Origin of the sequence: Paraburkholderia fungorum (assembly GCF_003610895.1) — a bacterium.
Lineage (GTDB): Bacteria > Pseudomonadota > Gammaproteobacteria > Burkholderiales > Burkholderiaceae > Paraburkholderia > Paraburkholderia fungorum_B.
This window is the reverse complement of the sequence record NZ_MCAS01000007.1, coordinates 62,443-87,398: the sequence shown is the minus strand read 5'-3', so window position 1 is coordinate 87,398 and position 24,956 is coordinate 62,443. Positions and strand designations below refer to the sequence as shown.

Sequence of the window (24,956 nt, the reverse complement as noted above, 5' to 3'; positions counted from 1 at the left end):
TGACACCAAGGTAAGCATCCAAATTGCGCGGCGCTTTTGCGGATCGCCGAAAAACATTGGCCACCGTCTCTGGATCTTTTGCGGCCCTGGCAAACGGTGCGCAGGCACGCCGCGGCTCAGGCCGCGGGCCTCGTTTGACGTGTATTTACAAGGGGATCGCGACAGACAAACGCATCGCATTGCCGGAGAAAGCGCAAATACCGGAGCGCAATCTCCGGCAAAAGCGCAGCAGACAGCGGCGTGCAGATCGCCGCCGGGATGGCGCGCTAAAGCGCCTGCGCGCGTGTTTCGCAACCCAGCTCGGGCCGGGTCCGGAAGGCGCGCAAAACGAGGCTAAGCAGAATCACGCTGGCCAACGCGGCGGGAATGCCGAGCCAGGCAATCCCCTTGATCAGGGCGTAGGCCGACCCATGCAGCGCGTCGGAAATCGCACCCACCGCGGGAACGGACACCGCCTGGAAGAAATACGTGATCAGGGATGAGGTCCCGATGACTCGCCCGCGCAAATGCGGCGGAGCGATATCCTGCAGCAGCGTAGGCGTTAGCGCGGCCCCGGCGATATACGCCGCGATGATGCCGATCATGCCGGCCAGCAACATCGCCGACGTCGTGACAAGCGACAGGCACAGAAGCAGTATCGCCGCGAGCAGCGCCATCCAGCGCCCGATCACCACGGGCAGCATCTGCCCATATCGCGCCCGCAGGAACCGCGCGCCAAGCGCACTCGCCAATAGGCCGATCGCCGAGCCGCCGCCGACCGCAATGCCGCTATAGAGCCCGGACTTCGCCAGATCCACGTGGAAATCGCGAATCAGCGAAACCGGCGCCCAGCCGAGAATCCCGCCCACGTAGAAAGCCGACAAAGCGTAGCCCACCAGCAGGCAGGTCAGCATGGTCCCGGAACGCCGCCAGAACTGGGCCAGCGTTTCCGGCGGCGCCTGCGCGGCCTGCGCCGTGGCGCCGCCGCGAGGCGGATGGCCAACCAGCGCGAACAGTCCGGCGATGACGGGGCCAGGAACCGCGACAATAAAAAACGCCAGCCGCCATGGCTCAATCGACAACGTGTGCGCGAGCGGCGCAGCCAGACTGAAGATGGCGCCGGCGCCGGCAATGCCGAGCCCCGCACCGAACAGCGCAACCGCAAAAAAGATCGTGTTCGCCGCCGTGCGAAGCCGCGGCGGAAACAGATCCGGAAGCAGGCTATAGACGACCGGGCCCAATCCGGCTTCGCCTACTGCAAGTGTCAGCGTGCAGAGAAACAGCATCCAGCCTTGCGTGACCAGACCGCACATCGCCGTGCCGCCGCTCCACACCAGGATGCATATCACCAGCAGCCAGCGGCGGTCGAAGCGGTCCGCCAGCCATCCGAGCAGAGGTGACGCCACCGCGCTGAAAAGAATCGGACCGAATCCCACGATCACGCCGAGCCCGGTGTCGCTTAACTGGAAGTCCCGCTTCAAGGGCTCGACAGCCAGCGTCAGCATTTGCCGGTCGGTAATGCCGAGGATGGCAATCAGCGCGAGAATAACCAGCGCAAACCACGCCCGCGACATGGATGGCGGCTGGACGGCTGCGCCGGTCCCGGCTGGGCGATTCGTCCCCTGACGATTTTTCATGCTCGGCTCACTTATGCTGGATCGTCCTCGAAGCGGATTGCCGCCAGGTGGATCGGAATCCCGCTGCGCGGCTAGACACGGCTGGACGCTGCTACAGGGCGGTCTCGTCGAACGGCCACATTGGCCGCGTCAACTTTGCGTAGTCCTGTGGTTTGAAATCGAGGTTCAACGAACCCGGCGTTTCGCAGTAGTACACCGCCCGGGCCAACGGTCCGAATAGTGCGAGGAAATGCTGGCTCGACTTCACCACCACGATGTCGCACTGCTTCAGGTCAACGCCGAGATCGGTGAAGCAACTCGTGCTGTAGGTCTGCTGCCGGGTCGAATTCACCACCACCAGAATGCCGTCGATATCCAGCAATACCGTGAGCCCGAGCGTCGCCCCGGGGAATTTGATCTGGTCGGCATGCTGCGACAAACCATCGGCCACGGCTACGACTTTTGCCACGACATCGAGCGGCTGCCCCGCGCGCGGACTGGTCTTGCCGCCCAGCCGCAGGCTCACCGTCGCGCCAACGCCCGCATCGCGGGCAAAGGTCGCGGCGATCGGATCCCAGATCATGCCGAGGGCGACGTTGCGCAAGCCCCGTTCAAGCAGGCCTTCAAGGATAAACGTCGAATCCGAGCCTGCGCCGCCACCGGGATTGTCGGCCACGTCGGCGATCACAACAGGGCGTCCGGCTGTTTCCTGCGGTGCAGCCTCGATCTGGTCGAGAATGCTGTTCAGCGGCTGCCGCAGCGCAAACGTCTCGTCGCGCACGGCGGCAAAGCGCTGGGCCAGTTCCCGCGCATGCAAGCGCGCCGCTTCGGGCGCGCCGTCGCTCACGATCAGCACGCCGGCGCAGGTATCGGCAATATCGGACCATGGAAAACCATGAATCAGCGACACCGTCAGGATGCCATCGCGCCCCTCGCGGTCCATGGCGTCCTGGTTGACCTCGGCCATGCGGGGCTCTGTCGTATAGAACATGCCGAGCATCGGGATGCGCTCGAAATGCATCACCGGTCTGATTTCCTTGCGCACCGCGCGCTCGGCAAGGTTGATCAGGTCGACCGCGCGTTCTTCGAAATCGACATGGGGATAGTGCCGGCAGGCCAGCAGGATGTCGCAGTTCTCCGTCATCGCCGAGGTGACGTTGGCATGCAAATCGAGTTCGACGCCGATCACCACCTCAGGGCCGACGATCGCGCGGGTCTTCGCCAGCAGATCGCCTTCGCAATCGTCGTACCCCTGAGCAATCTGCGCGCCATGCAGCAGATAGAGCACTATGTCAACGGGCTGCGCCGCTGACAGGCCGGCGAGAATTTCGTCGCGCAAGCTCTCGTAGCCGGCCTGTGAGCACGGCGCACCAGGTTCGGCGAACGCAAAAAGCGACGCGCTGACTTCGTGACCGCGCGCTTGTGCTTCGCGCACGAAAGTGCCATAGGCGAGAAGGTCTTTGGCCTTCTCGTCGGGTATGCCGTTCGCCGGACGGTACAACGAACTCCCCTCGAACGAATACCGGCTGGTCGGGATCGGCGAGAAGCTGTTGGTCTCGTGCACGAGCGCCGCAACAAAGATACGCATGGTCGTTCCTGATCGTTTAAAAGTCGAATGTGGATAGCGTGCGGCTACAGCGCGCGCTTATGAAAACGTCCCGCGTGCATGATGACCGGCAGGCGCTCACCGCCCTGGGCCAGCACGGAGATATCCGCCAATGGATTGCCGTCCACCACCAGCAGGTCGGCGTGGGCGCCGGCGCGGATGCAGCCGAGGCGGCCCTCCTGGTTGAGCAACTGCGCGTTCACGGCGCAGGCCGAACGGAGAATCTCGAGCGCCGGCAGCACCTGGGCGCGCAGCGCGAACTCGCTCGATTGGAGCTCGTTCATGCTGCCCATCAGATCGGTGCCGAAGCCCATCTTGACGCCCGCCCGATGCATGATCTGCAGCCCCGTCATCGCCGCCGCGATAACCCGCTCCAGCTTGGCGAAATTAGCCTCGGGAAAACCCAGCCGCTTGCCCCGCTCGTGCAATGCGTACTGGACCGCCATGGTCGGCACCACGAATGCGCCGCGCTCGGCCACGAGTGCGGCGGTTGCCTCGTCGATCATCGTGGCGTGCTCGATCGAGCGCACGCCGAGTTCGACGCAACGGCGAATCGCAGCCGTCGGGTGACAATGCGCAGCGACGTATTTGCCCACGCGAACAGCCTCGTCCACCGCGGCGCGGACTTCGTCATCCGCGTACTGGCAATACTCGAGCGGATCGGTGGGAGACACCACACCACCGGAGGCCATGATCTTGATGTGCGAAGCGCCGCGCCTGAGCTCTTCGCGAACCGCCTTGCGCATCGCGTCGACGCCGTCGACAATCACCGCGAGCGCGTCCATGTGGCACGCGCAGCCGCACATGGCGTCGGCCGCATTCAGATCGTGATCGCCCGGCCGCATGTCGCCGTGACCGCCGGTTTGACTGATCACGCGCCCGCCGTAAAACAGCCGAGGCCCTTTCAGCAGCCCTTCCTGCAAGGCCGTGGCGAGCCCGACGTCGCCACCGCCCACGTCGCGCAGCGTGGTGAAGCCACGGTCCAGACAGCCGCGCAGGAAATTCGCCGCATGGTGCGCCAGGTAGGTGCCCGGCCGCTTGACCAATCTGGCGATGTCGAGACCCGCGCCATAGACATGAACATGCGCATCGATCAAACCCGGCATCAGCACCCGGCCGGTGCAATCGATCACGTCGGTGTCGCCTGAGACAGTCAACGGAGACGCCGAGACTTCCTGAATCGAATCGTCGACGACCAGCACGTCGCAATCATTGAGCAACGTGCTCGACCAACCGTCGAATACGTTAGCATGACGAAATAGTGTTTTTGCCATAGAAGATAGATGGTTTGAAGTCGCCTGACGGTTAGCCTGGCCGCCGGGCTCGCCCGCTTATGTTGGCCGCTTATGTTGGCCGCTTATGTTGGCCGCTTATGTTGGCCGCTTATGTCCACCGCTTACCCGGCGGACTGCCCGCAGGCACCAGGCAGCGAGGCATTGCCCGTCGCGTCAAGCCGAACCGCGCATATAGCGCAACCGCGTCTGCACGGCATGAGGACGGCTGCCGTTCCCGCAAAAGGAAATCAGCCCCAGCCGGCCGCTGATACCGCATAACTGCGCGTCATTCGCGCCGGCCGGCGCGAACAGGCCATCGGCGACAGGGACCAGATCGAGGACGAACGTCGAACCGCCGTCGAAAGCGAACCGGGTGTCGGTCTTGTCGAACGCTTCCCCGGTGCTCGGCCAGACCATGGTCCGATGAAACTCCTCGTCCATGTGCGCCCAGAAGGCTCGCGCCGAGAGCCGGTCGTCCTGCGCGTCGACCTGCAGGCACAGGGGGAAGTGGCGATAGGTGCCTGCGTAGCGGGACGGGAGATCGCTCAAGGGCGTGCGGACAAACGGGCTGACGGCCTCGTGGCCCAGATGCGCCAGAACCGTCAGCAATACCCGATCGTGCAAGGCATTCGCGCCCGGCCCCGTGCCTGCGCTCACCACAACCAGATCGAGCTCCGGGCAAACCGCGAAGCTGCTGGTCGTGCCGAGCGTCGTGCCGCCGTGCCAGAACACGGTCACGCCGCTGACCGGCACCTTCCACCAGCCCAGGCCGATCGGCGGAACGTTCGGCGTCTTCATGTCGAAGGTCACCGTCTGCATGGCGGCGATCAGCTCGGACGACAAGACCCGTTGGCCCCCGATCGAGCGGCCGCCGGCAAGATGCGCGCGTCCGTACGCGAGCAAGTCCTTAACGGTGGAAATCGGCGTGGAACCGGCTCCGGCCAGCGAAGCCGGCAGCATGAACGAATGGCTGGTTTGCAGCTTGCCGCTCGCGGCATGAGCAAACGCGCCCACCGCGTGATGATGCAGAACCGCCTGCTCGACCGAGGTGCACGACTGAAGCATCCCGCAGGGTTGAAACAGTTCTTCTTCGAGCGCCTTGTTGAAATGCTTGCCCGACAACACTTCGATCAGCCGCGCGGCGACCACGAAACCGGCGTTCGAGTAGTGAATCGCATCCCCGGGTGCAAACAGCGTTCCGAAGCCGGACAAACGCGCCACATAGTCTCTCGTCGCGCCGGGCCCGTATTCGGCCATCGGGCTGAAGCTATCCGCGTCGATGCCATTGGTGTGATTGAGAAGCTGCCGCACGCTCAGACGCTCCGCTGCGCCGGACTCGCACAGCCGGAACTCCGGCAGATGCGCGACCACCCGATCATCGAGGCTGATCTTGCCGGCCTCGACATAGCGCAGCAACAGATGGGTGGTCAGCACCTTGGTCACCGAGCCGATCTGGAAGCGCGTATCGACGGTCATCGGCGCGCCGGTGTTCAGGTTCGCAATGCCGCGCGCCAGTTCGATCTGTTGACCCTGGTGGTGAACTCCGGCGACATAGCCCGCCACGGCAGCGCCCTCCACCGCTTTCTCGAGCATTTCGTCAAGCCGGTCCTTCAGGATTTGCATAGCCATTTTCCTTGGGTAGAGACAGGACGTCGCCGTCCGCGGTGCCGGCGGTACGTCCCGGCGGCATCCTGTCAATGTAATGGCGTTTGCGAAACGATCCTTTTGCCTGCGGCCAAAGCGCTTTCGCATGCGTCCACCGTTGCCCCTCGCGGGCAAGGCCGAGCGCCTGACTCCGGAAATCCGCGATAGTCTCCCGGCTGCGCGCAAAAGCACAATGCCAGCGGAACCGCTATGTTCTCAAACCGATGGCGGGTCGATGAGACGGCTCATTGCTACAGCCGTTCATGCACTTCATCGCCCGGATCACCCTATAGAACAGAGGAGTTTAAATGCGGAAATTGATCCCGTCGTTCCTAAGCCGTGACTGGGCAGGCCTGCCCATTGCGCTCGTGATCGGGCTTGCGGGCGGCGCCTGCCTTCATGCCGGCTGGCAGCGTTGCGGCTATGGGTTGCTGGGCGCGGGTATCGTGCTGGCGATCGGCTCGCTCTATCACCTGGCCTACATGGCCCGGGTTCGCGCCGCCTGCCCGCCGCCCGGCAAGCTGATCGACATTGGCGGCTACCGTCTGCACGTGCTCGCCGAAGGCAAGGCCACGACACTCCCCACGGTCGTCTGGATACCCGGCGCTCACGCGGGCGGCCTGGCGTTGCACCACTTGCACCAGGCGCTGCGTGAACAGACCCGCTCGATCCTGATCGATCGGGCCGGGACCGGCTGGAGCGATGCCGGCCCGTTTCCGCGCAGTACCGCGCAAGAAGCGGAAGAAGTGATTTCGGCGCTGCAGCACTCGGGTGAGACGGGCCCGTACGTCCTCGTCGGCCATTCGTTCGGCGGCCTGCTGGTGGCCAACATCGCCCGCCGGCGTCCCGAACTGGCGTGCGGCCTGGTGCTGCTGGACGCGACGCATTTCGACTTCTTCAATTACGCGCCGCCGCAGATCCGCCCGACTATCATGACGACGCTCGGCAATCTCAACGGCATGCTGCACCTGTTCGGTTTGCACACCGACGCCTTCGAGGTACTCGGGCGCCTCAGGTCCGACGTCAGGCAGACGCTCGATCTGATAAAGCGGCACCTGGGCGAAGCCACTTCGATGGGTTTCAAGAAAATCGAATTGAGCTCGCGCCCGGGTTTCAGTTCCGCTTCGATCCTGTCTGAACTGAGCATCGAGGGTTGCGCGCGGGCGGGCTTCGACGCGGTGGTCCACGACGGCGAACTGGGTGCGTTGCCGGTCTTTGTGGTCACACCGCCGGACGCCTCCGAAATGCGGCCGGCGGATCAGGCCGCCGCACTCAAGCTGCGCAGGAGCACGGGGCTGGACGAAGCGGGGTTCGAACGATACATGGAAATGGTCACCGCGGTCCGCAGGCGCTACCTGGCCACCTCGTCCCGTTCGGAACACGTCTTTGCGCCGCCCGGCGCCGGGCATAATTTCCCCTACGAATCTCCGGAGTTCGTCGCGCAGGTGGTGAGCCGCATGCTGCACACCGCTGCCCGCGCCAACTGAACGACCGGTCTCAGCCGGCCGTCGGCAACTTGCCGGCTGCGCCGCGCGAACGCAGCGCCCGCGGCGACACGCCAAAGCGTTTCTGGATCGCCACGGAAAAGCTGCTGGGGTGGTTATAGCCGACCGCGTAGGCCACGTCCGTGACCGGCACACCCGGCTCGCTCAGCAAGCGCAGTGCGTGCTGCATGCGCAGTTCATGCGTGTACTCGTAGACGCTCTTGCCGAGCAGCGCGCGGAATCCGGCACACAGGCTGCTGCGGCTCAGGCCGACCTGGCGCGACAACGTATCGAGCGGCGGCGGCGAAATGAAGTGCTCCTGCAGGATGACCTGCGCCTTGCACACCGCGCGCCGCGTCATCCGGCTTACATCGCCACGGAGCGAATCGTCGTCTGCGTTACTGGCGAAACCATGCAAGGATTCGATTGCGCGAGCAACGATCTCCAGGCTTCTGGCATGGAGATAAATCGAGCGGCTGCGTCCGTCGAGCGAGCAATGGGAGACGTCTCTCAGGCACTCCAGCAGATCCGGCGGAATGGGCGCCGAATGAATAAAACTTTCGCGCAGCGTGCCCTCGACGAAGTGCCGCATGGGAGTGGGCAGGTGCGCCTCCGCGCCGGCATAGAGCGCGCGCAGGGAATTCAGGTGCACGTAGATGTTCGTCACCTCGTGACGCCCCTGCTCGACCACCTCGCCCGGCGGCATACCGTCAGGCTCGGCCACCATGGTGAGCGAAGGACCCTCGAGGTTCATTTGCCGGCCGGCGACGGTGTAAGACCCCATGCCGCGGCGGCCTAAACGGATGCGCAAGGTATTGCGCCCGCTGGTGCGCCTGCGGACCACGCGTGCAAAGTTGACGTCGACAGAGGCCATCCAGCAGGCCGGCGATTGCGCATGAAACTCGGTCCACCCATCGGCATAAGCGTTCGCGTACTCGACCCGATAGTGATGACCGCTGCCGATCTGCTGAATCGCTGCGCACGGAAAATCCGGTACGGAAACATCACCGGGCGGAATCATCAGATCGTTACTCAACGTGTCGTAGTCGAGGTACGGCGAATATAGATTCTGCAGCATGGACGCAGGACTCCGGTAGCGGCCTCCCGCCCGTCCAGGGAGGCAGACTCAAGGTTCGCGTTGTCGTAGGAAACCTCCTTTTATATCAAGACAGAAGTTCTGTCTGGAAGATGTGTTTACCCGTGCGGCAATCGGGCTTGCACGCGAGCGGCTCACCAATGTGTCAGCGCCGGTGGGCAAGCGAGCGCACCAGCCGGTCACCCGTCATCTGCACTGCCTGCACCAACACGATCAGCACCACCACCGTGGCGGCCATGACCTGATTGTTGAAGCGTTGATACCCGTAGCGGATCGCCAGGTCGCCGAGTCCGCCGCCGCCAACCACACCCGCCATCGACGAAAAGCCGATCAGCATCACCACGGTCAGCGTCAGGCCCGCCAGCAGCGACGGAAACGCCTCGGGCAGCAGCACTTTCTGGATCACGTGGCGCGCGGTGCCGCCCATTGCAATGACCGCCTCGACGCGGCCACGGTCGATCTCGTCCAGCGCCGCCTCGACGACACGCGCAAAGAACGGGATCGCGCCGATCGACAGCGGCACAACCGCCGCCGAACTGCCCAGCGTCGTGCCGACAATGGCGCGCGTCAGCGGAATCAGCGCGATCAGCAGCACCACGAACGGCACCGACCGGCCGACGTTGACGATCGCGCCGAGCACCGCCCCGAGGCGCGGAGCATCTAACGCGCCATGGCTGCGCGTGACGAACAGCAACACGCCGAGCGGCAAGCCAATCACGAGGGTAACGAGCGCCGCGAGCGCGACCATATAGAGCGTTTGCGCCGTGCCATTGAGCACCAGCGGCACGATGTCGGTCCATGCATCAAGATTCATACGCGCTCCGCCCTCACCCCGCGGTCGTTCAGAAACGCCAGTACGCCGCCGAAATCGAGGCCGCCTTCCGGCGCCTGAAAACCGACCCGCAGACGGCCGACACGCTGCCCGCCGATGGCTTCGACACCGCCGCCCAGCAGCGTCACGCCGATCGAATGCTCGTGGGCCAGCCTGCTGAGTACGGGCGACGCTTCGACGGTATCGGTGAAGGTCAGCTCGGCAATCGCGTCATGGCCCTGCGACAGCCCTGCACACGCCGGCAACAGCGACCTGCCGAGGCGCGATGCGGGATTGCCGAGCAAAGCCGCCAGCGGCCCGGCTTCGACCACCTTGCCGGCTTCCAGCAAGGCGGCGGAATCGCAGATCGACTTGACGACATCGAGTTCATGCGTGATCAGCACGATCGTCACGCCAAGACGCTCGTTCACGTCACGCAACAACGCGAGGATCTGCTGGGTGGTTTCCGAATCGAGCGCGCTGGTCGCTTCATCGCACAGCAGGCAGGACGGCTGCGCCGCCAGCGCTCGCGCGATCCCGACGCGCTGCTTCTGACCGCCGGACAACTGCGAAGGAAATGCATGCGCCTTGTCGGCGAGTCCGACCAGTTCGAGCAGTTCGGCGACCCGCCGCGCACGTTCGGCGCGCTTCATGCCGACGATCTCCAGCGGCACCGCGACGTTGTCGGCGACATTGCGCGCATGCAGCAGATGAAAATGCTGGAAGATCATGCCGATGCGTTGCCGCTGCCGCCGCAGTGCTGCGGCGGGCAGCGCCGTCAGCTCTTCGCCGTCCACCCAGACCTGTCCCGAGGTGGGGCGTTCCAGCAGATTCAGGCAGCGAATCAGCGTGCTCTTGCCCGCGCCGCTGCGCCCGACAATGCCGAAGATCGAACCGTCGGCGATCTCCAGCGAGACGCCGTCAAGCGCGGTGAACTCGCCGCTGCCCGAGCGGTAGACCTTGCGCAGATCCTCGACGCGGATCACGCACCGCTCCCGGCCGCATGCACCGGAATCACCGAGCCGCGATAGTGGTCGAGGATAAACTTCGCGACTTGCGGCGAGCTGAGCACGGCCGCGAGTCGCTTGATCCGCGGATCGTTCGCCAGTTGCGGCGTGGTGACGACCACGTTCGCGTACGGATTGCCGTCCACCTTTTCCAGGCCGAGCGCGTCTTTGGCCGGTACGAGCCCCGCTTCCAGCGCGTAGTTGCCGTTGATCACGGCGAGATCGACGTCGTCGAGCGAGCGCGGCAGTTGCGGCGACTCGATCTCGATGATCTTCAGATGCTTCGGATTGGAAACGATATCGCGCGGTGTCGCGAGACTCGCCTCGCTGCCGGAGATACCCGGCTTCAGTTTGATCAGGCCTTGTGCCTGCAGCAGAAAGAGCGCGCGGCTCAGGTTCGTCACGTTGTTCGGCACAGCCACCGAGCCGCCGTCCGGCACCTGGGTGAAGCTCTTGTGCTTGTGCGAATAGACGCCGAGCGGCTCGATATGCACGGTCGCCGCCACCGCGAACTTCTTGCCGAGCGCCTGCTCCTGCGAATGCAGATACGGCACGTGCTGGAAATAGTTCGCATCGACGTCGCCGTGCGCGAGCAGCTCGTTCGGATTGACGCCGTTCGCCACCTCGATCACGTTCAGCTTCAGATCGGGGGCAAGTTTTTGCACATAGGCCAGGATTTCGGCATGCGGCACAGCGTCGGCGGCCACCCGCAACGGCGGCGCATCGGCTGCGCTCACATGGGCGGCAAAGGTGATGGGCAACACGGCAAAAGCCGCGCTGCGGACAAGACGGATCATCGCGGAACGGAGCATGGAAGTCCTGGCGCAAGAAAGGTTGAACGACGCGCAGCCGGCGGCCGCGCGTAAAGACACCGAAAAGAACCGGTTCGCCTGGGCTCAGGCAGGCTGTGCGTCGAGCACGTCCTGGTAGTGACGCCGCGCGACATCCGGATGCGAGCGCAAGCGCCCCTTCAGATAATTCGGGCCGACGTCGTGAAACAGCGGATTGTCGGGGTCGCTCGCCGGGCCGCGCGCCTCGCCCGCCAAGGCCGGCGGCAAACTCAACAGCGGCACCGTCGCGTCGAGCCGCGCGCCGAGAAAGAACGCGATCGACAGGCGCTCGCTGCCGACCGGCGGACTCACCACGCGGTGCACGGTGGCGCGCAAATAACCATCGGTGGCCAGCTCCAGCAGTTCGCCAATATTCACGACGAAGGTGCCTGGCAGCGGCACGGCGTCGATCCATTGGCCGTCGTCGGTGGCGACTTGCAGGCCGGCTTGCCGGTCCTGCAGCAGAAAGCTCAGAAAGCTCGAATCCTTGTGCGCGCCGACACCCTGATCGCTCCTCGCCGCTTCGCGCCCCGGATAGCGAATGATCTTGATGTGCTGGTTCGGCGTATCGCCGTAGACGGGCTCGAATGCGTCTTCAGGTTGCTCGACCGCCACCGCGAAAGCGCCCAGCAAACGGATTGCCACGCGCGTCAGTTCGGCTTGCCAGCGCAGCAGCACGGGTTTCAGTTCGGGCAACGTGGCCGGCCATTGATTCGGGCCTTGCAGACGGGTCCATACCGGCACGCCTTCACCCTGCGCAATCGGCGGCCGCTCGGCGCCGATATCGAACTGCTCGCGCCAATCGGGCTGGCCGCGCGTCAGTTCACCGCCGGCTCGCGTATAGCCGCGAAACTGCGCGGAGCGCACCATGTCGAGTGCGCGCTTTTCCGCTTCGGGTAACAGAAAGAAACGCCGCGACAACGCCTGTACCGAGTCGATCAGCGCCGCGTCGACGCCATGGCCGCGCAAATAGAAAAAACCGATATCGCGTGCGGCGTGGCGCAGCTTCGCCAGAAAGACGGCGCGCGCTTCGGCGTCGCCCTGATCGAATTGCGCGAGATCGAGAATCGGCAACGCGGCTGCCGTGATGTTGTTTGCCTCAGTCATGAATGAAGTCTTGCCTTGCCGGGGGTGCCAGGCGCTCCGGCGGCACATGCATGCCACGGACGTGCTTCACTTCACTTCGCGTCGCACAGCTGGCCGGATTCGCCGGTTTCAAAGAATGTCTGAAACTGCGAATCGATGCTATCAGCGGCGTTGAATGCGGCAAACCAACAAATCACGCTTTCGATATGCGTGAATCAACGTGATCTGACTGCGTTGCGCAGAGTCAGATATCCCAAAGCAGCAAGGCCGCGTCAGGCCGCACCGGGCCGTTTCGCGGCTACGGCAGGGGCAAGCGTTGAACCGCCCGCTCACGTTCTGAATTCTCGAAGTTGGCTGCCGCAAGCAGATCGCAATGCGCGGCGGCCGCCGCAACACGCATTTGTTCCTGGCAAGCACGACTGTTTGTCCATGGCGGGTATTCGAACTCGGCGCCAATGCGCCTACATTTGGAACCCATCGGAGCCAGTGGCCCGATCAGCATCCAATCCCAGGCATCTCATCAGGAGTTCAATCATGAGCAAGTCACAAAAAGTCGTTGTCGTTACCGGCGCATCGCAAGGCATTGGCGCCGAACTGGTCAGCGCATTCCGCAAGCTCGACTACCGCGTTGTCGCAACCGCACGCTCGATCCGCCCGTCGGACGCCCCTGATATCGTGACCGTCGCAGGCGATATTGCCGATCCGGAAACCGCGCGTCGTGTGATTTCCGAAGGCGTGGCCCGCTTTGGCCGCATCGACACGCTGGTCAACAACGCCGGCATCTTCCTCGCCAAGCCCTTCACCCGCTACACCGCGGAAGACTACGCAGCCGCCATCGGCGTGAACGTCTCCGGTTTCTTCCACATCACGCAACTGGCTGTCGCCGAGATGGAAAAGAATGGCAGCGGTCACGTGGTCACCATCACGACCAGTTTGACCGACCATGCCATCGAGGGCGTGCCGTCGGTGCTGGCGTCGCTCACCAAGGGCGGTCTGAACGCGGCCACCAAGTCGCTTGCGATCGAATATGCGAAAAAGGGCATCCGCGCCAACGCCGTCTCGCCGGGTATCATCAAGTCGCCGATGCACACGGAGGATACCCATGCGGCGCTCGGTGCCTTGCATCCGATTGGTCATATGGGCGAAATGAGCGATGTCGTGGGCGCTGTCCTGTATCTGGATGGCGCGCCGTTCGTGACCGGCGAAATCCTGCACGTGGACGGCGGCCAGAGCGCCGGCCACTAATGACGCTTCACTGATCTCCCGGGCGCCGCAAACCGGCGCCCTTCAAGTCAACCGACGATCACGGAGGGCGACATGCCTATCGTCACGATTCAGGTTACCCGCGAGGGATCCAAACCCGGCAACGATTCCGTCACTGCCGACGAAAAAGCACAACTCATTGCAGGCGTCAGCCAGGTGCTGTTCGACGTGCTAAACAAGCCGCTCGAATCGACCTTCGTCGTGATCGAGGAAGTGGATACCGAGAACTGGGGCTGGGGTGGTTTGCCGGTCGAGGCGTATCGCAAGCAGCGAGCCCTCAAGCCGGCCTGAACATCAGGACGTGTCAGCTTGAGCATGGCACGTCCTTCTTCGATGACCTTCGCGCTATATCCTGATACTCTGTACGGTCCCCTGTTTCGCACCGAAGGCGATCGCGCCGCCCGTTGCGTTAACTTTTCGGGCATACCGGGCGCCGTTCTGCCCGATCAGGAAAGCGCGCTACCGAAGGTCGTCGAGAGTCTATGCAGCGTCAATTTGAGGATGTCCTTCTGGGCAGTATCGAACTGTTCTGTCTCGCGGCCGAACTCGAGAGTTTTACGCTTGCCGCAACCGCCGCAAGCGTGACGCCGGCTGCCGTCAGCCGTTCAGTCGCGCGTCTGGAATCGCGGCTGAACGTGCGTCTGTTTGTGCGCACAACGAGACAGATCCGGCTAACGGATGCGGGCAAGCGATACTTCGAACAATGCCGGCAGGCGCTCAGCCTGCTTACCGACGCCGAGCGTGAAGCAACCGGGCAGCAAACCGCGCCGAGCGGCGTGTTGCGCGTCAGCATGCCCACACCGTATGGTCACTATCGCGTTCTTCCCCTGCTGGCGGACTTTCGTGCGCGCTATCCCGGCGTCACGGTCGAAGCGCACCTCAGCAACCGTAATATCGACTTCGCGGAAGAAGGCTTCGACCTGGCCATTCGCGGACGCGCACCGAGCGACTCCGGTCTGATCGCGCGCAAGATCGAGGATGCGGAACTGGTGGTGGTCGCCTCGCCCGCTTATCTGCGCGGCGCCGCCAAACTGGAAACTCCGGACGATCTGGTCAATCACGATTGCATCCAGTACGCGCGGCCAAGTACCGGCCGCAATCTCCTGTGGGAGTTCAATCAGGAACGCCAGGAGATGGAAGTGATGACGCACGGCGGCTACGGGACATCGGGCGACGTGCTTTCCGGAGTCACCCTCGCCCGCCATGGGGCGGGCCTCTTTCAGACCTATCGCTTCATCGTCGAAAAAGATCTTGCCGAAGGCACGCTCAAGGAATTGCTCATCCCTTATGGCGGTTGTTCACGCCCCTTCGTCCTGATCTATCCGCATGCGCGGCATCTATCGTCGCGCGTGCGCAGCTTCGTCGACTTCCTGATGGAAAGACTGGGGTCGTAGTGCGTCAGTCTGATCGCGACGATGCGGCCACGCGTTGTGCGTGGCCGCCGCCGTCCGGTTCGGCCCGCAGGCCGCGGGGCCGCGGGGCCGGTTAGCGCAGGCGCGCCCATTGAGCGAGTCCGGCACAGATCACCAGCAGTGCGCCGGTGACGAAAAACACCGAGTGCAGTCCAAACAGCACGCCGATCTGGCCGCCGATCACGGGGCCGATCACCTGGCCGCTGAACTGGGCCGATTGCAGATAGCCGAGCATTTGCCCAGTGCGGCTCTCATCGACCGATTGTCTCGCGAGCTTGGCGATAGCAGGCAGCAGACCGGCGAGCGACATACCCATCAAGACGCGTAATCCGGCGAGTTGCCACCACTCGGTGACGAAGGCTTGCGGCACCATCACCAGACCGGTGACGACCAGACAACCGATGATGACATTCCAGCTGCCGATGCGGTCAGCAAGCGCGCCAAGCCGGGCCGCCGTCAGGACGCTGCCCAACGCGGAACAGGCCATCACCACGCCCGCGATGCGCGCGAGATGATCCGCCTGAACATTCAGGCTCCCGATGTAGACGGTGATGATCGGCTCGATCGACATGTTGGCGAGCAGCACCATCATCGCCGTCACCAGGATCGTTGCCACGACCACGTAATCCATGCGGCGAACCGGCGCGCCAGTCGGATTGATGCCGCGTCCCCTCGCGTCAGTGGCCGGATGAAAGTCTTCCTTCACAACGAAGATGGTCAGCAGTGCGGCAACGGCGATCATCGCGCCACCGGCGAAAAACGTGCCGCGGATTCCGATCCATCCCGGCAACAGTCCCCCGACCAAAGGCCCGATCAGGTTGCCCGCGAGCGCGCCGGTCGACAGAATGCCCAGCGCCCAGCCTGCCCGCTCACGAGGCGCCTGCGTGCCGACCATGACCGTGGAGGCCGACGCGTAACCGCCAACGAGCCCCGCAATCAAACGCAGCGCGACCAGTTCATAGACGTTATGGGCGAGGCCGATCAGCGACATCACGATCGCCATGCCCACTGCCGCGCGAATGAGCATCGGCTTGCGGCCGTAACGATCGGCAAGACGCCCCCAGAGCGGCGCGGTCACGGCGGTTCCAAGAAACGTCGCGCCGAACGCCACCCCGGACCATTGGATGACCGCCGACTGGGATTCGACACCGAGTTGCCGCACGTACAAGGGCAGGAACGGCAGCAGCATGCTCAGGCTGACGAGCGTCGTGAACGACCCGATCACGCACACGGCGAGATTGCGTCGCCAGTAGGTCTCGTTGCGCTCGGTATAACCGCGCGGGGCCCCCTGGAAAGGATTTGAAGGGGAATGAGCGACTGCCTGTTCCATAACTGCCTCCCGAAGACAGGCACCCACCCGCTGGGTACCCTGCCGATAACGTGAGTCAGTCTAGATTAAACCGAATTCCGGGTGAATCGCCGCCGCACGGAAGACATTCTTCCGCCGTGAGATTCAATCCGCCTCGGTAAACCGTTGAAGCTGCTCGAAATGCTCGCGCAGACGCGGTGCCGCGAAGTCCACGAAAGCACGCACCTTGGGGACCGACAGGCGGCCGTGCGGCGTCAGGAGGTGCACGGGCAGAGGTGAATGCTCGCTATCGCGCAGCACGATCTTTAGCGACCCGTTCCTGACCTGTTCGGCGATGTGATACGAAAACATCCGGGTAACGCCGTGACCGGCAACGGTCGAAGCGATCGCCGCCCGGATCGTGTTGACGATAAAACGCGGGGCCAACTGCACGACCTGAGGAATCGTCGAACGGCCGGAGGGCGGAAAGCTCCACGAGTCCAGGCCGAAATGCGTCATCGCAACGATTTGATGATGCGCGAGATCGGCCGGTTCGTTGATGGCGGGATGGGTGGCCAGGTATTGCGGCGCAGCGGCGACAACACGGCGGACTTCGCCGACCGGTATCGCGATCAGCGTCGAGTCCGCCAGATGCGCGATGCGCAGCGCCACGTCGATTCCTTCGTCGATCAGGCTGACGGGACGGTCGAGCAGCTGCAGGCGTATCGGAACCGCGGGATGCTGGTCGATGAAATCGTCGAGTATGGGCCGCAGCACGTCCTCACCCGCGGCAACAGGTGCGGTGACGGTCAGCAGACCCCGCGGCGCCGAGCGCTCGTCCGCCACCAGCAGATCGGCTTCCTCGAGGTCGGTCAGGATGCGGCGGCACGCCGACGCATAGCGTTCGCCCGCCGTACTCAGTCTGATCGTCCGGGTTGTCCGGTGCAGCAGCGCCGTTCCGGTGTGCTCCTCGAGGAAGGCGATGGCGCGGCTCACCGCGGCCGGGGATCGGCCGAGCCGGCGCCCGGCGCCAGCCAGGCTGCCTTCGTCCAGCGTGGCCACGAACACCTTCATTGCGTCGATTCGGTCCATATTTTTAGCGCAGGCTTCTCAATGTCGGTTGCACGTCCAAACCGCTACCGGCACGATTATGCAGCGCGCGATCAGCCTGGGTCCGCAAGCGCAATCAGATTGGGGCCACGAATGCGCAGCCGGCCATGCCCGTGTTCCTGGATTTCATACCTGCACCTCGTGTAACAAGTGATGATCGGCGCCGTGCCTTTATCCGGCCGCGCTTCGCTTCTATGGTTGAGCCCATTGAAGGCACACCGGCGCCGCGCACGCGCGAACGGGGGGTCGATCAACTCACTTCAGGGAATCAACAAGGAGCACGGTATGAGAGTCGCCATTGTCATGTTCGATGGTGTGCAGGCACTGGACGTTGCCGGCCCTCTGGATGTATTCGCCGAAGCAAACACGTTCCTGCCGGAGCATCAGCGATATCAGGTCTCTCTCATCGGGTACGAGGCCGGCGCCGTGTCCTGCTCGAACGGGATGCAACTCTCGGTTCCCCATGCATATACGGACTTCGACACGCCATTCGATCTGCTATTGGTGGCAGGCGGCCCGCAGTTGCCCGATGCCCGGCCACGCAGCGCGTTCCTGAAGTGGCTGCAAGACCAGGCGCGCGGCACAGCACGGTTTGGCTCGGTGTGCAACGGCGCATTCGTGCTCGCGCACGCCGGGTTGCTCGACGGTAAGGAAGTGACGACCCACTGGGCAGATGCCGGCCGCCTCGCCGACGAATTTCCCGAGGCGCGTGTGCAGCCCGACCGGATTTTTATCCGTGACGGACGCCTCTTTACTTCCGCGGGCGTGACGGCAGGCATCGATCTGTGTCTATCCCTCGTGGCGGAAGACTGGGGGCACGAGCTTGCGGTGCGGGTTGCGAAACGTCTGGTCGTGTACATCCAGCGAGACGGCGGCCAGTCCCAGTACAGCCCTTACCTCGGCGTACGGAAGGACCAGGACCCGATTGTCGGCAAGGTGCTGCGTTACGTGACCGAGCACATAACCGATACGCTATCGATCGAACAGCTTGCGCGTGCCGTTTCAGTCAGCCGGCGCACGTTCTCGCGGCTATTCGCAAAGTATGCGAAGGTGACGCCCTCCGCGTTTGTCGAACAGGTTCGCGTTGACACTGCGAGAAAGCTGCTCGAAGAAACGGATGCGCCGCTCAAGACCGTGGCGTTCAATTGCGGTTTTCACAGCGCCACGCATATGCGGTCGATTTTCTTCCGGCGGCTCAACGTAACGCCGAGACAGTATCGCCAACGCTTCCGTGGTGAAACGGGCAAGCAGTGGCCTTCCGGCGGTTTCGACGAGCAGGTCGAGGAGATGGAACTGGAGGAGATGGAAGTGTGAGACAACTTTCCGGTTTGCCCGGACAGTGCGGCTGCTTCTCTGACGCCTCACGTGGAAAAAGCGGTTATGGTCGGGGTAGTCTGTTGCTCCCACTCCATGGCTCACATGCATTTCATGACAAGGCTGACACCACCCGTGACGCGCTCCGGTTCACTTCAAAGTCTTCCCGATATCCTTGAACCGGGTTTGCCGGTGGTGTTTTGCGGCATCAACCCGGGCGTGCTTGCTGCCTCGAGCGGCCACCATTTTGCCGGCCGGGGCAACCGGTTCTGGCGGACCGTTCATCTGGCGGGTTTCACGCCCGAACAGATTGCTCCCGAAGACGACCGCACACTCCTGCAATATGGTTGTGGCCTGACAACCGCGGTCTCGCGCCCGACTGCACGAGCGGACGAGCTATCGCCATGGGAGTTCAAAGCGGCCGCGGCGGAGTTCGAGCAGAAGATTGAGCGATACGCACCGCAATGCGTTGCCTTCCTCGGAAAGATGGCGCTCAGCGCAATGTCGGGCAAGCGCGAGATTGACTGGGGCCGGCAACCGGCACTATTCGGCGGCGCCCGCGCATGGGTATTGCCCAATCCCAGCGGCCTGAACCGGTCATTCAGTCTCGACGCACTCGTGATTGCCTACCGTGAGCTTCGTCTTGCAGTCGCGGCCGCTGACGCGGTCTGAAGAGCTAGCACGGTAGACCCGCTCACGCGTTTTTACTTTCCCGTCCGCGCGCCCGCTTTCCGGGTCGGCGCATCGCCACGGTTTTCCGTGAGGAACCTGGCAAAATTCCGGCATTGAATGGCCCAATACGAGGCCTACCGGTACTTCAAGAACCTCGTCCCATCTCCGACAATCGTCTAAGCCATCGCGCGCCAGTCACAGGGTAGTGAATCGACTGATCGCGCCATGCAAGGACCTGACGCGCGCCACTTGATCATCCGCATCGCTGCGGCGGCGTGTCAATTCTCCTCATTAGGCATCCTCAACCAGACGAGGCAATCCATGTTCTCTGCAATGCTTGAAGTCAATCCGAAAACCGAACAATTCGATGCCTATCTCGGCATGGCGAAAATGCTTCGCCCCGAGCTCGAAACGATCGATGGCTTCGTCGACAACACTCGCTACGCGAGTCTGACACGCGAGGGCTGGCTGCTCTCGCTATCGAGCTGGCGCGACGAGAAATCGCTAATACGCTGGCGAGTGACGACAAACCATCACAAGGTGCAGCAAGCCGCGCGTGATCGTGTGTTTGCCGACTATCGCCTGCGTATCGGCCAGGTTGTCGCCGATACGTGCGTGCCTTCCGGGCAGACCTTGATCGAACAACGTCTCGACGAGACCGAAACGGGCGCGGGCAAAGCCGTCACGCTGCTCGACGCGAAACACGCACCAGACTGGGTCAAGCAGGCGGGTGCGGATGCAGTCGCACAATCACTCGGACTCGATACCGGCGCCACCAGTCTCCTTGCGTGGGACGCATTCGACGCGTTGATGACGCCCGGCGACGTCATCGCCGTGGCAACGTGGGCCGATCTGGATGCCGCCGAAGCCTTCGAGCGCAATACGGCACTGCCCAAAGGCGTACGCCTGCGGCACATCCGTATTGTCCGGGAGTATGGAATGTTCGATCGCCGCGAGGCGCCTCAGTACTTTGCCGAGGTCCAGCCGAAGGCGTAAAGCGGTCGTCACGCGACGTCGGCGTCCCGCGGACAGATTGACCGGGACCCGCGTTACAGGCTCGAAGCGTTGCGTGCGCCACTCCATCTCACCGATATTTATTTCGGCATGCGAATCACGGGCACTCATTTGAAGGCGGCCACGTTGCCACTGGCAGCAACCGTGGCCTTGGCCAGATTTCACCACTGAATGGCCTGATACGCGACCTGTATCAGCTTCTGGAAAACCAGGCCGCCTCCTAGAATCAAGCAAGCCGATGGAATACCCCATTAAATACGAGTCGCCACACTGTCATGAACACCGCCACCCTGCAGACAACCGGAACAGAAGAAGCGAAATTACCGCTTCTCCTCGCTATCGGCCTGATCGGAATGTTGCTGGCGTCGCTGCTGGCCATCCTGAACGAACAGGTCACGGCGGCGGCACTCACCGATATTCGCGGCGCGCTCTCCATTAGTCGTGACGATGGAACCTGGCTGACCACTTTCTTCGAAGCGGCCAATGTCGCCACGATGGTCTTCGCTCCGTGGTTCGGCGTGACGTTCACGTTGAAGCGATTTACGATCGGCGCGGTGCTGGCCGTGATGTTCCTGGGAGTCCTGTGCCCCTTTGCGCCGAACCTGCTCGCGCTATATGTGTTACGCGCGTTGCAAGGCATGGCCGGCGGATGTTTGCCCCCCATGCTGATCATCGTGGCGCTGCGCTATCTTCCGCCGAAGGTCAAGCTCTATGGACTCGCAGGTTACGCACTGACCGCGACCTTCGGCCCGGCGCTCGGCACGCCTCTCGCGGCCTTATGGACGGAATACGCCGGCTGGCAAATGGCCTTCTGGCAAATCGTTCCGCTTGGTCTGATAAGCTGCGCGGCCATCTATAAAGGACTCCCGGAAGATCCGGTTAAGCTCGAGCGGTTCCGTTCATTCAACTGGAGCGGATTCATACTGGGCTACCCCGCGATAGCCATGCTCGTCATAGGTCTTCTGCAGGGCGATCGCCTCGACTGGCTGAATTCCACGTTCATCTCCACGATGTTTGGTGGCGGAGCGCTGTTGCTGGCGGCCTTCCTCATCAACGAGTGGTTTCATCCTCTGCCGTTTTTCAAACTGCAACTGCTCGCCCGCAGGAACTTCACGCACGGGCTTCTGACACTGGTCGGCGCAGTTGTGCTGCTGGTTGGCGTCGCCGCCATACCCGGCCAATATCTTGCGCAGATTCACGGCTACCGGCCGCTGCAAACCGCGCCGCTGTCTTTGCTGGTTGCCATTCCCCTGTTGATTGCGCTTCCGTTGACTGCCGCTGTCCTTAACCTTCGGCAGGTCGACCATCGCTGGGTCATGGCCGTTGGACTTTGCCTCATGGCCAGCTCCTGCCTGATGGGGAGCTTCATGACGGCCGAGTGGATTCGCGAGAACTTTTACTGGCTTCAGTCACTACAGATCGTCGCGCAACCGATGGTGATCATGGGCATCCTGATGGGTGTCACGACAGGTTTGCCGCCAACGGAAGGCCCGTTTGCTTCGGCCATGTTCAACACACTCAAAACGTTCACGGGCGCCGCGGCCACCGGTCTCATCGAGGGATTAGGCACGACGCGCGAGCATTTTCATTCGAGCATGCTCGTTGACCACCTGGGCAACAACGCGTTGATTACCGGCCAAAGCATCGACGCAGTTCATGGTCTCGGCGAACTCGCCCATCGGATCCACGAGCAGGCCGTCGTACTGACTTCGGCGGATCTCTATCGCGTGATGGCCGGTATCGCCATCGCCTTTCTGTTCGTCATTCCGGTGTTGCCCGTGCGCATTTATCCGCCCTGGAGCACCACGCCCTCTTCTTCCCGCTAAGCGACGATATCCATGTCATCCGCCACTCGACTTCCTCCCAAAACCATTCGTCTCGCCGTGTGCGTGCTGCTGCTCGGCGTCGCCATCTGGGCCGGCATGCGACTGTTTGCCGACTCGGCCAGCGAGACCACAAACGATGCCTACGTGACGGCTGATTTCACATTGGTCGCGCCGCGTGTCGCCGGTCAACTGGCAGAGGTACTGGTGGAAGACAACCAGCAGGTAAAAGCCGGCCAACTGCTGATGCGTATCGATGACCGCGACTTCCGCGCCGCCTTGATGAGCGCGCAGGCAGACGTGGCGGCAGCAACCGCATCGGTCGCGAACTACGACGCCGAGATCGCGCGGCAGCCCGCGCTTGTCGATCAGGCACGCGCCACGCTTCGCTCAGACGAAGCAACGCTCCAGTTTGCGCGGGCAAACGCCTTGCGCTACCAGAATCTCTCGGAGGCCGGCGCGGGAACGGCGCAGGAGCAGCAGCACGCGACGAGCGCGCTGGCGGAACAGGTCGCGCAACAGTCCCGCAACCAGGCCGTTCTCGTGGCGACCGAACAAAACCTCGCCGTTCTGCTTACCCAGCGCGACAAGGCTGCGGGGGCGTTGGCCCACGCCGGGGCCGCTCTTGAGCAGGCGAAGCTCAATCTGTCCTATACGGAGATTCGCGCGCCTATCGACGGCAAGGTTGGAAGGCGTTCGGCACGGGTCGGCGCGTTCGTTACACCCGGTGCGCCGCTGCTCGCGATCGTCCCGCTGTCGCAGGCCTATGTCGTCGCCAACTTTCAGGAAAACCAGCTCGCCAGAATGCGGCCAGGCGACGCCGTGCGTATCAAAGTCGACAGCCTTTCAGGTGAAACGATTCGAGGACACGTCGACAGTCTCGCGCCCGCTACCGGCTTGAGCTTCGCACCTATCGCGCCGGATAACGCAACCGGCAACTTCACGAAAGTCGTCCAGCGCGTGCCGGTCAAGATCACCATCGACCGCGGACAGCAGGCCACGTCTGCATTGAGCGTTGGACTTTCTGTCGAAACAAAGGTCGCCGTCGGCAAGCGAGCCGATACGCGTATAGAGGGAGCCGACAAAAAATGAACCCGAGCGAATTCTCTCTGCGCGAGCTGGCGCTCTATGTTCTGGCCTGCCTCGCGATGGCGGGCTGCACGGTCGGCCCGAACTTCGAGCCGCCGCAGACAACCACGCCCGACGTGTTCGACCGCACGCAGTCTGCGCAAGCACCCAGCAAAGCAGTCGAAGCCGATTTCAGTCCGCAATGGTGGACGCTCTTCAACGATCCCACCCTGAACGCACTGGAAGCACAACTGGCCGATGCGAACCTCGACGTGGCGGCAGCGTCGGCGCGTTTGCGGCAAAGCCGGGCGGAGCAACGGATTGCCGGTGCGGAAGATCTTCCGACGCTGAACGGCGCCGCATCGTATGACCGCGAACGCGGCAGTCCGAACGGCATCCTGTCGTTGCTCGGCGTCACGCCGGCAGGAAGCCAGACACAATCGGCCTCGGGTAGCGCGCCGCTTGGCGTGGCGCCGCTGCCGGGCGCCAAGGGCTCGCCCGCTTACGACCTTTACCAGTTCGGTTTCGATGCATCGTGGGAACTCGACATCTGGGGCCGGGGGCGACGCGGTGTCGAGGCCGCAACGGCGTTGTCCGCCGCGTCATACGAGGATCGCAATGCGGTTCTATTGTCCGCGCGCGCCGAACTTGCCCGCGACTATATCCAGCTGCGCGACACGCAGGCGCTGCTGCGGATAGCGAAACAGAACCTCGACATTGCCCACGATGCCACGACGCTCACGCAAACCCGCGTGCGCGAAGGCGTCACCACGGATCTGGACGTGGCCAACGCCATGGCGCAGGCGGAATCGATCGAAAGCCTGATTCCGACGCTCGAATCGCGTTGCGAAACCACGATCAATGCGATTGGCGTACTCCTCGCCATGGAACCGGGCGCGCTGCGGCAAACACTCGGCGAGCCGCATGACGTGCCGGCGCTGCCCGCACAGGTACCCATCGGCGTTCCGTCGGAACTGGTGGAGCGCAGACCCGACATCAGAAAAGCAGAGGCCCAGCTGCACGCGGCCACGGCGACGATCGGCATGGCGAAGGCGGACTTCTATCCACGCATATCGCTGAATGGCAGCGCGGGGTTCCAGAGCCTTCAGCTCTCGAATCTCGCCGACTGGGCGTCCGGCCAGTTTGTCGTGGGACCGTCGATCACGCTGCCGATATTCGAAGGTGGCCGCCTCAAGGGCACACTCCATCTGCGCGAAGCACAACAGCAGGAGGCGGCGATCGTCTACCAACGTACCGTGCTTCAGGCGTGGCGGGAAGTGGACGATGCCCTCATCGTCTATGACGCAGAACAGCGCCGGCGCGATCGGCTGACGGCGGTGGTCGGCCTTAACCAGCGCGCACTAACGATTGCGCGGCAACGGTACAAGGCCGGCGCAGTCGATTTCCTGGAGGTGCTCAACGTGCAGAAGCAGTTGCTCGACGCGCAGAGCAAGCTCGAGCAAAGCAACGCCGAGGCGGCCGCCAACCTCATCACGCTATGCAAGGTGCTCGGCGGCGGCTGGGAATCGACCTATGCCCAACAGGACAGTCCTCATTGA

The 24,956-nt window shown here is 63.2% G+C and carries 21 protein-coding genes; 10 read left to right on the top strand and 11 right to left on the bottom strand.

The genetic code is table 11. From position 1 onward, the window contains the following. Nucleotides 1–266: 266 nt before the first annotated feature. From BCY88_RS08665 to BCY88_RS08650, 4 genes are all read right to left on the bottom strand, one after another. A complete protein-coding gene (locus BCY88_RS08665; RefSeq protein WP_120343858.1) occupies nt 267–1,616 on the bottom strand; it encodes an MFS transporter in 1,350 nt (449 codons plus the stop codon). 91 nt (nt 1,617–1,707) lie between these two features. Next, nucleotides 1,708–3,183, bottom strand: a complete 1,476-nt coding sequence (locus BCY88_RS08660) for a M81 family metallopeptidase (RefSeq protein ID WP_120343857.1) — start codon at nt 3,181–3,183, stop codon at nt 1,708–1,710. A gap of 44 nt (nt 3,184–3,227) precedes the next feature. Next, nucleotides 3,228–4,475, bottom strand: a complete 1,248-nt coding sequence (locus BCY88_RS08655) for a metal-dependent hydrolase family protein (RefSeq protein WP_120343856.1) — start codon at nt 4,473–4,475, stop codon at nt 3,228–3,230. Between the two features lie 174 nt (nt 4,476–4,649). Continuing rightward, entirely contained in the window at nt 4,650–6,098 is a 1,449-nt protein-coding gene (locus BCY88_RS08650; RefSeq protein WP_183081318.1) for a serine hydrolase domain-containing protein, read from the bottom strand. Between the two features lie 329 nt (nt 6,099–6,427). Here BCY88_RS08650 and BCY88_RS08645 point away from each other — a divergent pair, with 329 nt between their 5' ends. After that, nucleotides 6,428–7,606 carry an alpha/beta hydrolase gene (locus tag BCY88_RS08645; RefSeq protein WP_120343854.1) on the top strand — a complete coding sequence of 393 codons (1,179 nt, stop codon included), beginning with the start codon at nt 6,428–6,430 and terminating at the stop codon, nt 7,604–7,606. Nucleotides 7,607–7,616: 10 nt separating this feature from the next. On the opposite strand, the gene BCY88_RS08640 is transcribed toward BCY88_RS08645, so the two are convergent. From BCY88_RS08640 to BCY88_RS08620, 5 genes are all read right to left on the bottom strand, one after another. Then, nucleotides 7,617–8,681 carry a helix-turn-helix transcriptional regulator gene (locus BCY88_RS08640; protein ID WP_120343853.1) on the bottom strand — a complete coding sequence of 355 codons (1,065 nt, stop codon included), beginning with the start codon at nt 8,679–8,681 and terminating at the stop codon, nt 7,617–7,619. Between the two features lie 163 nt (nt 8,682–8,844). Then, nucleotides 8,845–9,513, bottom strand: a complete 669-nt coding sequence (locus tag BCY88_RS08635; RefSeq protein ID WP_120343852.1) for a methionine ABC transporter permease — start codon at nt 9,511–9,513, stop codon at nt 8,845–8,847. Continuing rightward, nucleotides 9,510–10,496, bottom strand: coding sequence for a methionine ABC transporter ATP-binding protein (locus BCY88_RS08630; protein ID WP_120343851.1), 987 nt, complete (start codon nt 10,494–10,496; stop codon nt 9,510–9,512). Before BCY88_RS08630 ends, BCY88_RS08635 begins: the two co-directional genes overlap by 4 nt. Beyond that, nucleotides 10,493–11,329, bottom strand: a complete 837-nt coding sequence (locus BCY88_RS08625) for a MetQ/NlpA family ABC transporter substrate-binding protein (protein ID WP_120343850.1) — start codon at nt 11,327–11,329, stop codon at nt 10,493–10,495. Before BCY88_RS08625 ends, BCY88_RS08630 begins: the two co-directional genes overlap by 4 nt. Before the next feature lie 84 nt (nt 11,330–11,413). Then, nucleotides 11,414–12,454 (bottom strand): isopenicillin N synthase family dioxygenase, encoded by a 1,041-nt coding sequence (locus BCY88_RS08620; protein WP_120343849.1) that lies wholly within the window; start codon nt 12,452–12,454, stop codon nt 11,414–11,416. A 513-nt stretch (nt 12,455–12,967) separates the two neighbouring features. Here BCY88_RS08620 and BCY88_RS08615 point away from each other — a divergent pair. The 3 genes from BCY88_RS08615 (at nt 12,968) to BCY88_RS08605 (ending at nt 15,090) form a co-directional block, all read left to right on the top strand. Beyond that, nucleotides 12,968–13,678: an SDR family NAD(P)-dependent oxidoreductase gene (locus BCY88_RS08615; RefSeq protein ID WP_120343848.1), complete on the top strand. Its 711-nt coding sequence runs from the start codon at nt 12,968–12,970 to the stop codon at nt 13,676–13,678. Nucleotides 13,679–13,750: 72 nt separating this feature from the next. Continuing rightward, the gene (locus tag BCY88_RS08610) at nt 13,751–13,987 is read left to right on the top strand and encodes a tautomerase family protein (protein WP_120343847.1); all 237 of its coding nucleotides are present in this window, start codon (nt 13,751–13,753) and stop codon (nt 13,985–13,987) included. Nucleotides 13,988–14,178: 191 nt separating this feature from the next. Continuing rightward, nucleotides 14,179–15,090, top strand: coding sequence for a LysR family transcriptional regulator (locus BCY88_RS08605; RefSeq protein WP_120343846.1), 912 nt, complete (start codon nt 14,179–14,181; stop codon nt 15,088–15,090). A gap of 91 nt (nt 15,091–15,181) precedes the next feature. Here BCY88_RS08605 and BCY88_RS08600 read toward each other — a convergent pair whose 3' ends face one another. Further along, nucleotides 15,182–16,438: an MFS transporter gene (locus BCY88_RS08600; RefSeq protein WP_120343845.1), complete on the bottom strand. Its 1,257-nt coding sequence runs from the start codon at nt 16,436–16,438 to the stop codon at nt 15,182–15,184. 123 nt (nt 16,439–16,561) lie between these two features. Beyond that, a complete protein-coding gene (locus BCY88_RS08595; protein WP_120343844.1) occupies nt 16,562–17,488 on the bottom strand; it encodes a LysR family transcriptional regulator in 927 nt (308 codons plus the stop codon). A 303-nt stretch (nt 17,489–17,791) separates the two neighbouring features. Here BCY88_RS08595 and BCY88_RS08590 point away from each other — a divergent pair, with 303 nt between their 5' ends. The 6 genes from BCY88_RS08590 (at nt 17,792) to BCY88_RS08565 (ending at nt 24,956) form a co-directional block, all read left to right on the top strand. Beyond that, nucleotides 17,792–18,820, top strand: coding sequence for a GlxA family transcriptional regulator (locus BCY88_RS08590; RefSeq protein WP_120343843.1), 1,029 nt, complete (start codon nt 17,792–17,794; stop codon nt 18,818–18,820). Nucleotides 18,821–18,934: 114 nt separating this feature from the next. Continuing rightward, nucleotides 18,935–19,492: a G/U mismatch-specific DNA glycosylase gene (gene mug, locus BCY88_RS08585; RefSeq protein WP_120343955.1), complete on the top strand. Its 558-nt coding sequence runs from the start codon at nt 18,935–18,937 to the stop codon at nt 19,490–19,492. Nucleotides 19,493–19,813: 321 nt separating this feature from the next. Continuing rightward, entirely contained in the window at nt 19,814–20,488 is a 675-nt protein-coding gene (locus BCY88_RS08580) for an antibiotic biosynthesis monooxygenase family protein (protein ID WP_120343842.1), read from the top strand. A gap of 293 nt (nt 20,489–20,781) precedes the next feature. Continuing rightward, complete coding sequence (locus BCY88_RS08575) at nt 20,782–22,332, top strand: MFS transporter (RefSeq protein WP_120343841.1); 1,551 nt, start codon at nt 20,782–20,784, stop codon at nt 22,330–22,332. A 12-nt stretch (nt 22,333–22,344) separates the two neighbouring features. Beyond that, on the top strand, nt 22,345–23,421 hold the full coding sequence (locus BCY88_RS08570; protein WP_120343840.1) for an HlyD family secretion protein: 1,077 nt from the start codon (nt 22,345–22,347) through the stop codon (nt 23,419–23,421). Then, nucleotides 23,418–24,956: an efflux transporter outer membrane subunit gene (locus tag BCY88_RS08565; RefSeq protein WP_120343839.1), complete on the top strand. Its 1,539-nt coding sequence runs from the start codon at nt 23,418–23,420 to the stop codon at nt 24,954–24,956. Before BCY88_RS08570 ends, BCY88_RS08565 begins: the two co-directional genes overlap by 4 nt.

Coding starts and splice junctions, on each gene's coding strand:
- BCY88_RS08600 (WP_120343845.1), bottom strand. CDS start 16,438: ATGGAACAGGCAGTCGCTCATTCCCCTTCAAATCCTTTCCAGGGGGCC.
- BCY88_RS08625 (WP_120343850.1), bottom strand. CDS start 11,329: ATGCTCCGTTCCGCGATGATCCGTCTTGTCCGCAGCGCGGCTTTTGCC.
- BCY88_RS08615 (WP_120343848.1), top strand. CDS start 12,968: ATGAGCAAGTCACAAAAAGTCGTTGTCGTTACCGGCGCATCGCAAGGC.
- BCY88_RS08580 (WP_120343842.1), top strand. CDS start 19,814: ATGTTCTCTGCAATGCTTGAAGTCAATCCGAAAACCGAACAATTCGAT.
- BCY88_RS08650 (WP_183081318.1), bottom strand. CDS start 6,098: ATGCAAATCCTGAAGGACCGGCTTGACGAAATGCTCGAGAAAGCGGTG.
- BCY88_RS08590 (WP_120343843.1), top strand. CDS start 17,792: ATGAGAGTCGCCATTGTCATGTTCGATGGTGTGCAGGCACTGGACGTT.
- BCY88_RS08660 (WP_120343857.1), bottom strand. CDS start 3,183: ATGCGTATCTTTGTTGCGGCGCTCGTGCACGAGACCAACAGCTTCTCG.
- BCY88_RS08605 (WP_120343846.1), top strand. CDS start 14,179: ATGCAGCGTCAATTTGAGGATGTCCTTCTGGGCAGTATCGAACTGTTC.
- BCY88_RS08645 (WP_120343854.1), top strand. CDS start 6,428: ATGCGGAAATTGATCCCGTCGTTCCTAAGCCGTGACTGGGCAGGCCTG.
- BCY88_RS08640 (WP_120343853.1), bottom strand. CDS start 8,681: ATGCTGCAGAATCTATATTCGCCGTACCTCGACTACGACACGTTGAGT.
- BCY88_RS08610 (WP_120343847.1), top strand. CDS start 13,751: ATGCCTATCGTCACGATTCAGGTTACCCGCGAGGGATCCAAACCCGGC.
- mug (WP_120343955.1), top strand. CDS start 18,935: ATGACAAGGCTGACACCACCCGTGACGCGCTCCGGTTCACTTCAAAGT.
- BCY88_RS08565 (WP_120343839.1), top strand. CDS start 23,418: ATGAACCCGAGCGAATTCTCTCTGCGCGAGCTGGCGCTCTATGTTCTG.
- BCY88_RS08595 (WP_120343844.1), bottom strand. CDS start 17,488: ATGGACCGAATCGACGCAATGAAGGTGTTCGTGGCCACGCTGGACGAA.
- BCY88_RS08575 (WP_120343841.1), top strand. CDS start 20,782: ATGAACACCGCCACCCTGCAGACAACCGGAACAGAAGAAGCGAAATTA.
- BCY88_RS08655 (WP_120343856.1), bottom strand. CDS start 4,475: ATGGCAAAAACACTATTTCGTCATGCTAACGTATTCGACGGTTGGTCG.
- BCY88_RS08620 (WP_120343849.1), bottom strand. CDS start 12,454: ATGACTGAGGCAAACAACATCACGGCAGCCGCGTTGCCGATTCTCGAT.
- BCY88_RS08570 (WP_120343840.1), top strand. CDS start 22,345: ATGTCATCCGCCACTCGACTTCCTCCCAAAACCATTCGTCTCGCCGTG.
- BCY88_RS08635 (WP_120343852.1), bottom strand. CDS start 9,513: ATGAATCTTGATGCATGGACCGACATCGTGCCGCTGGTGCTCAATGGC.
- BCY88_RS08665 (WP_120343858.1), bottom strand. CDS start 1,616: ATGAAAAATCGTCAGGGGACGAATCGCCCAGCCGGGACCGGCGCAGCC.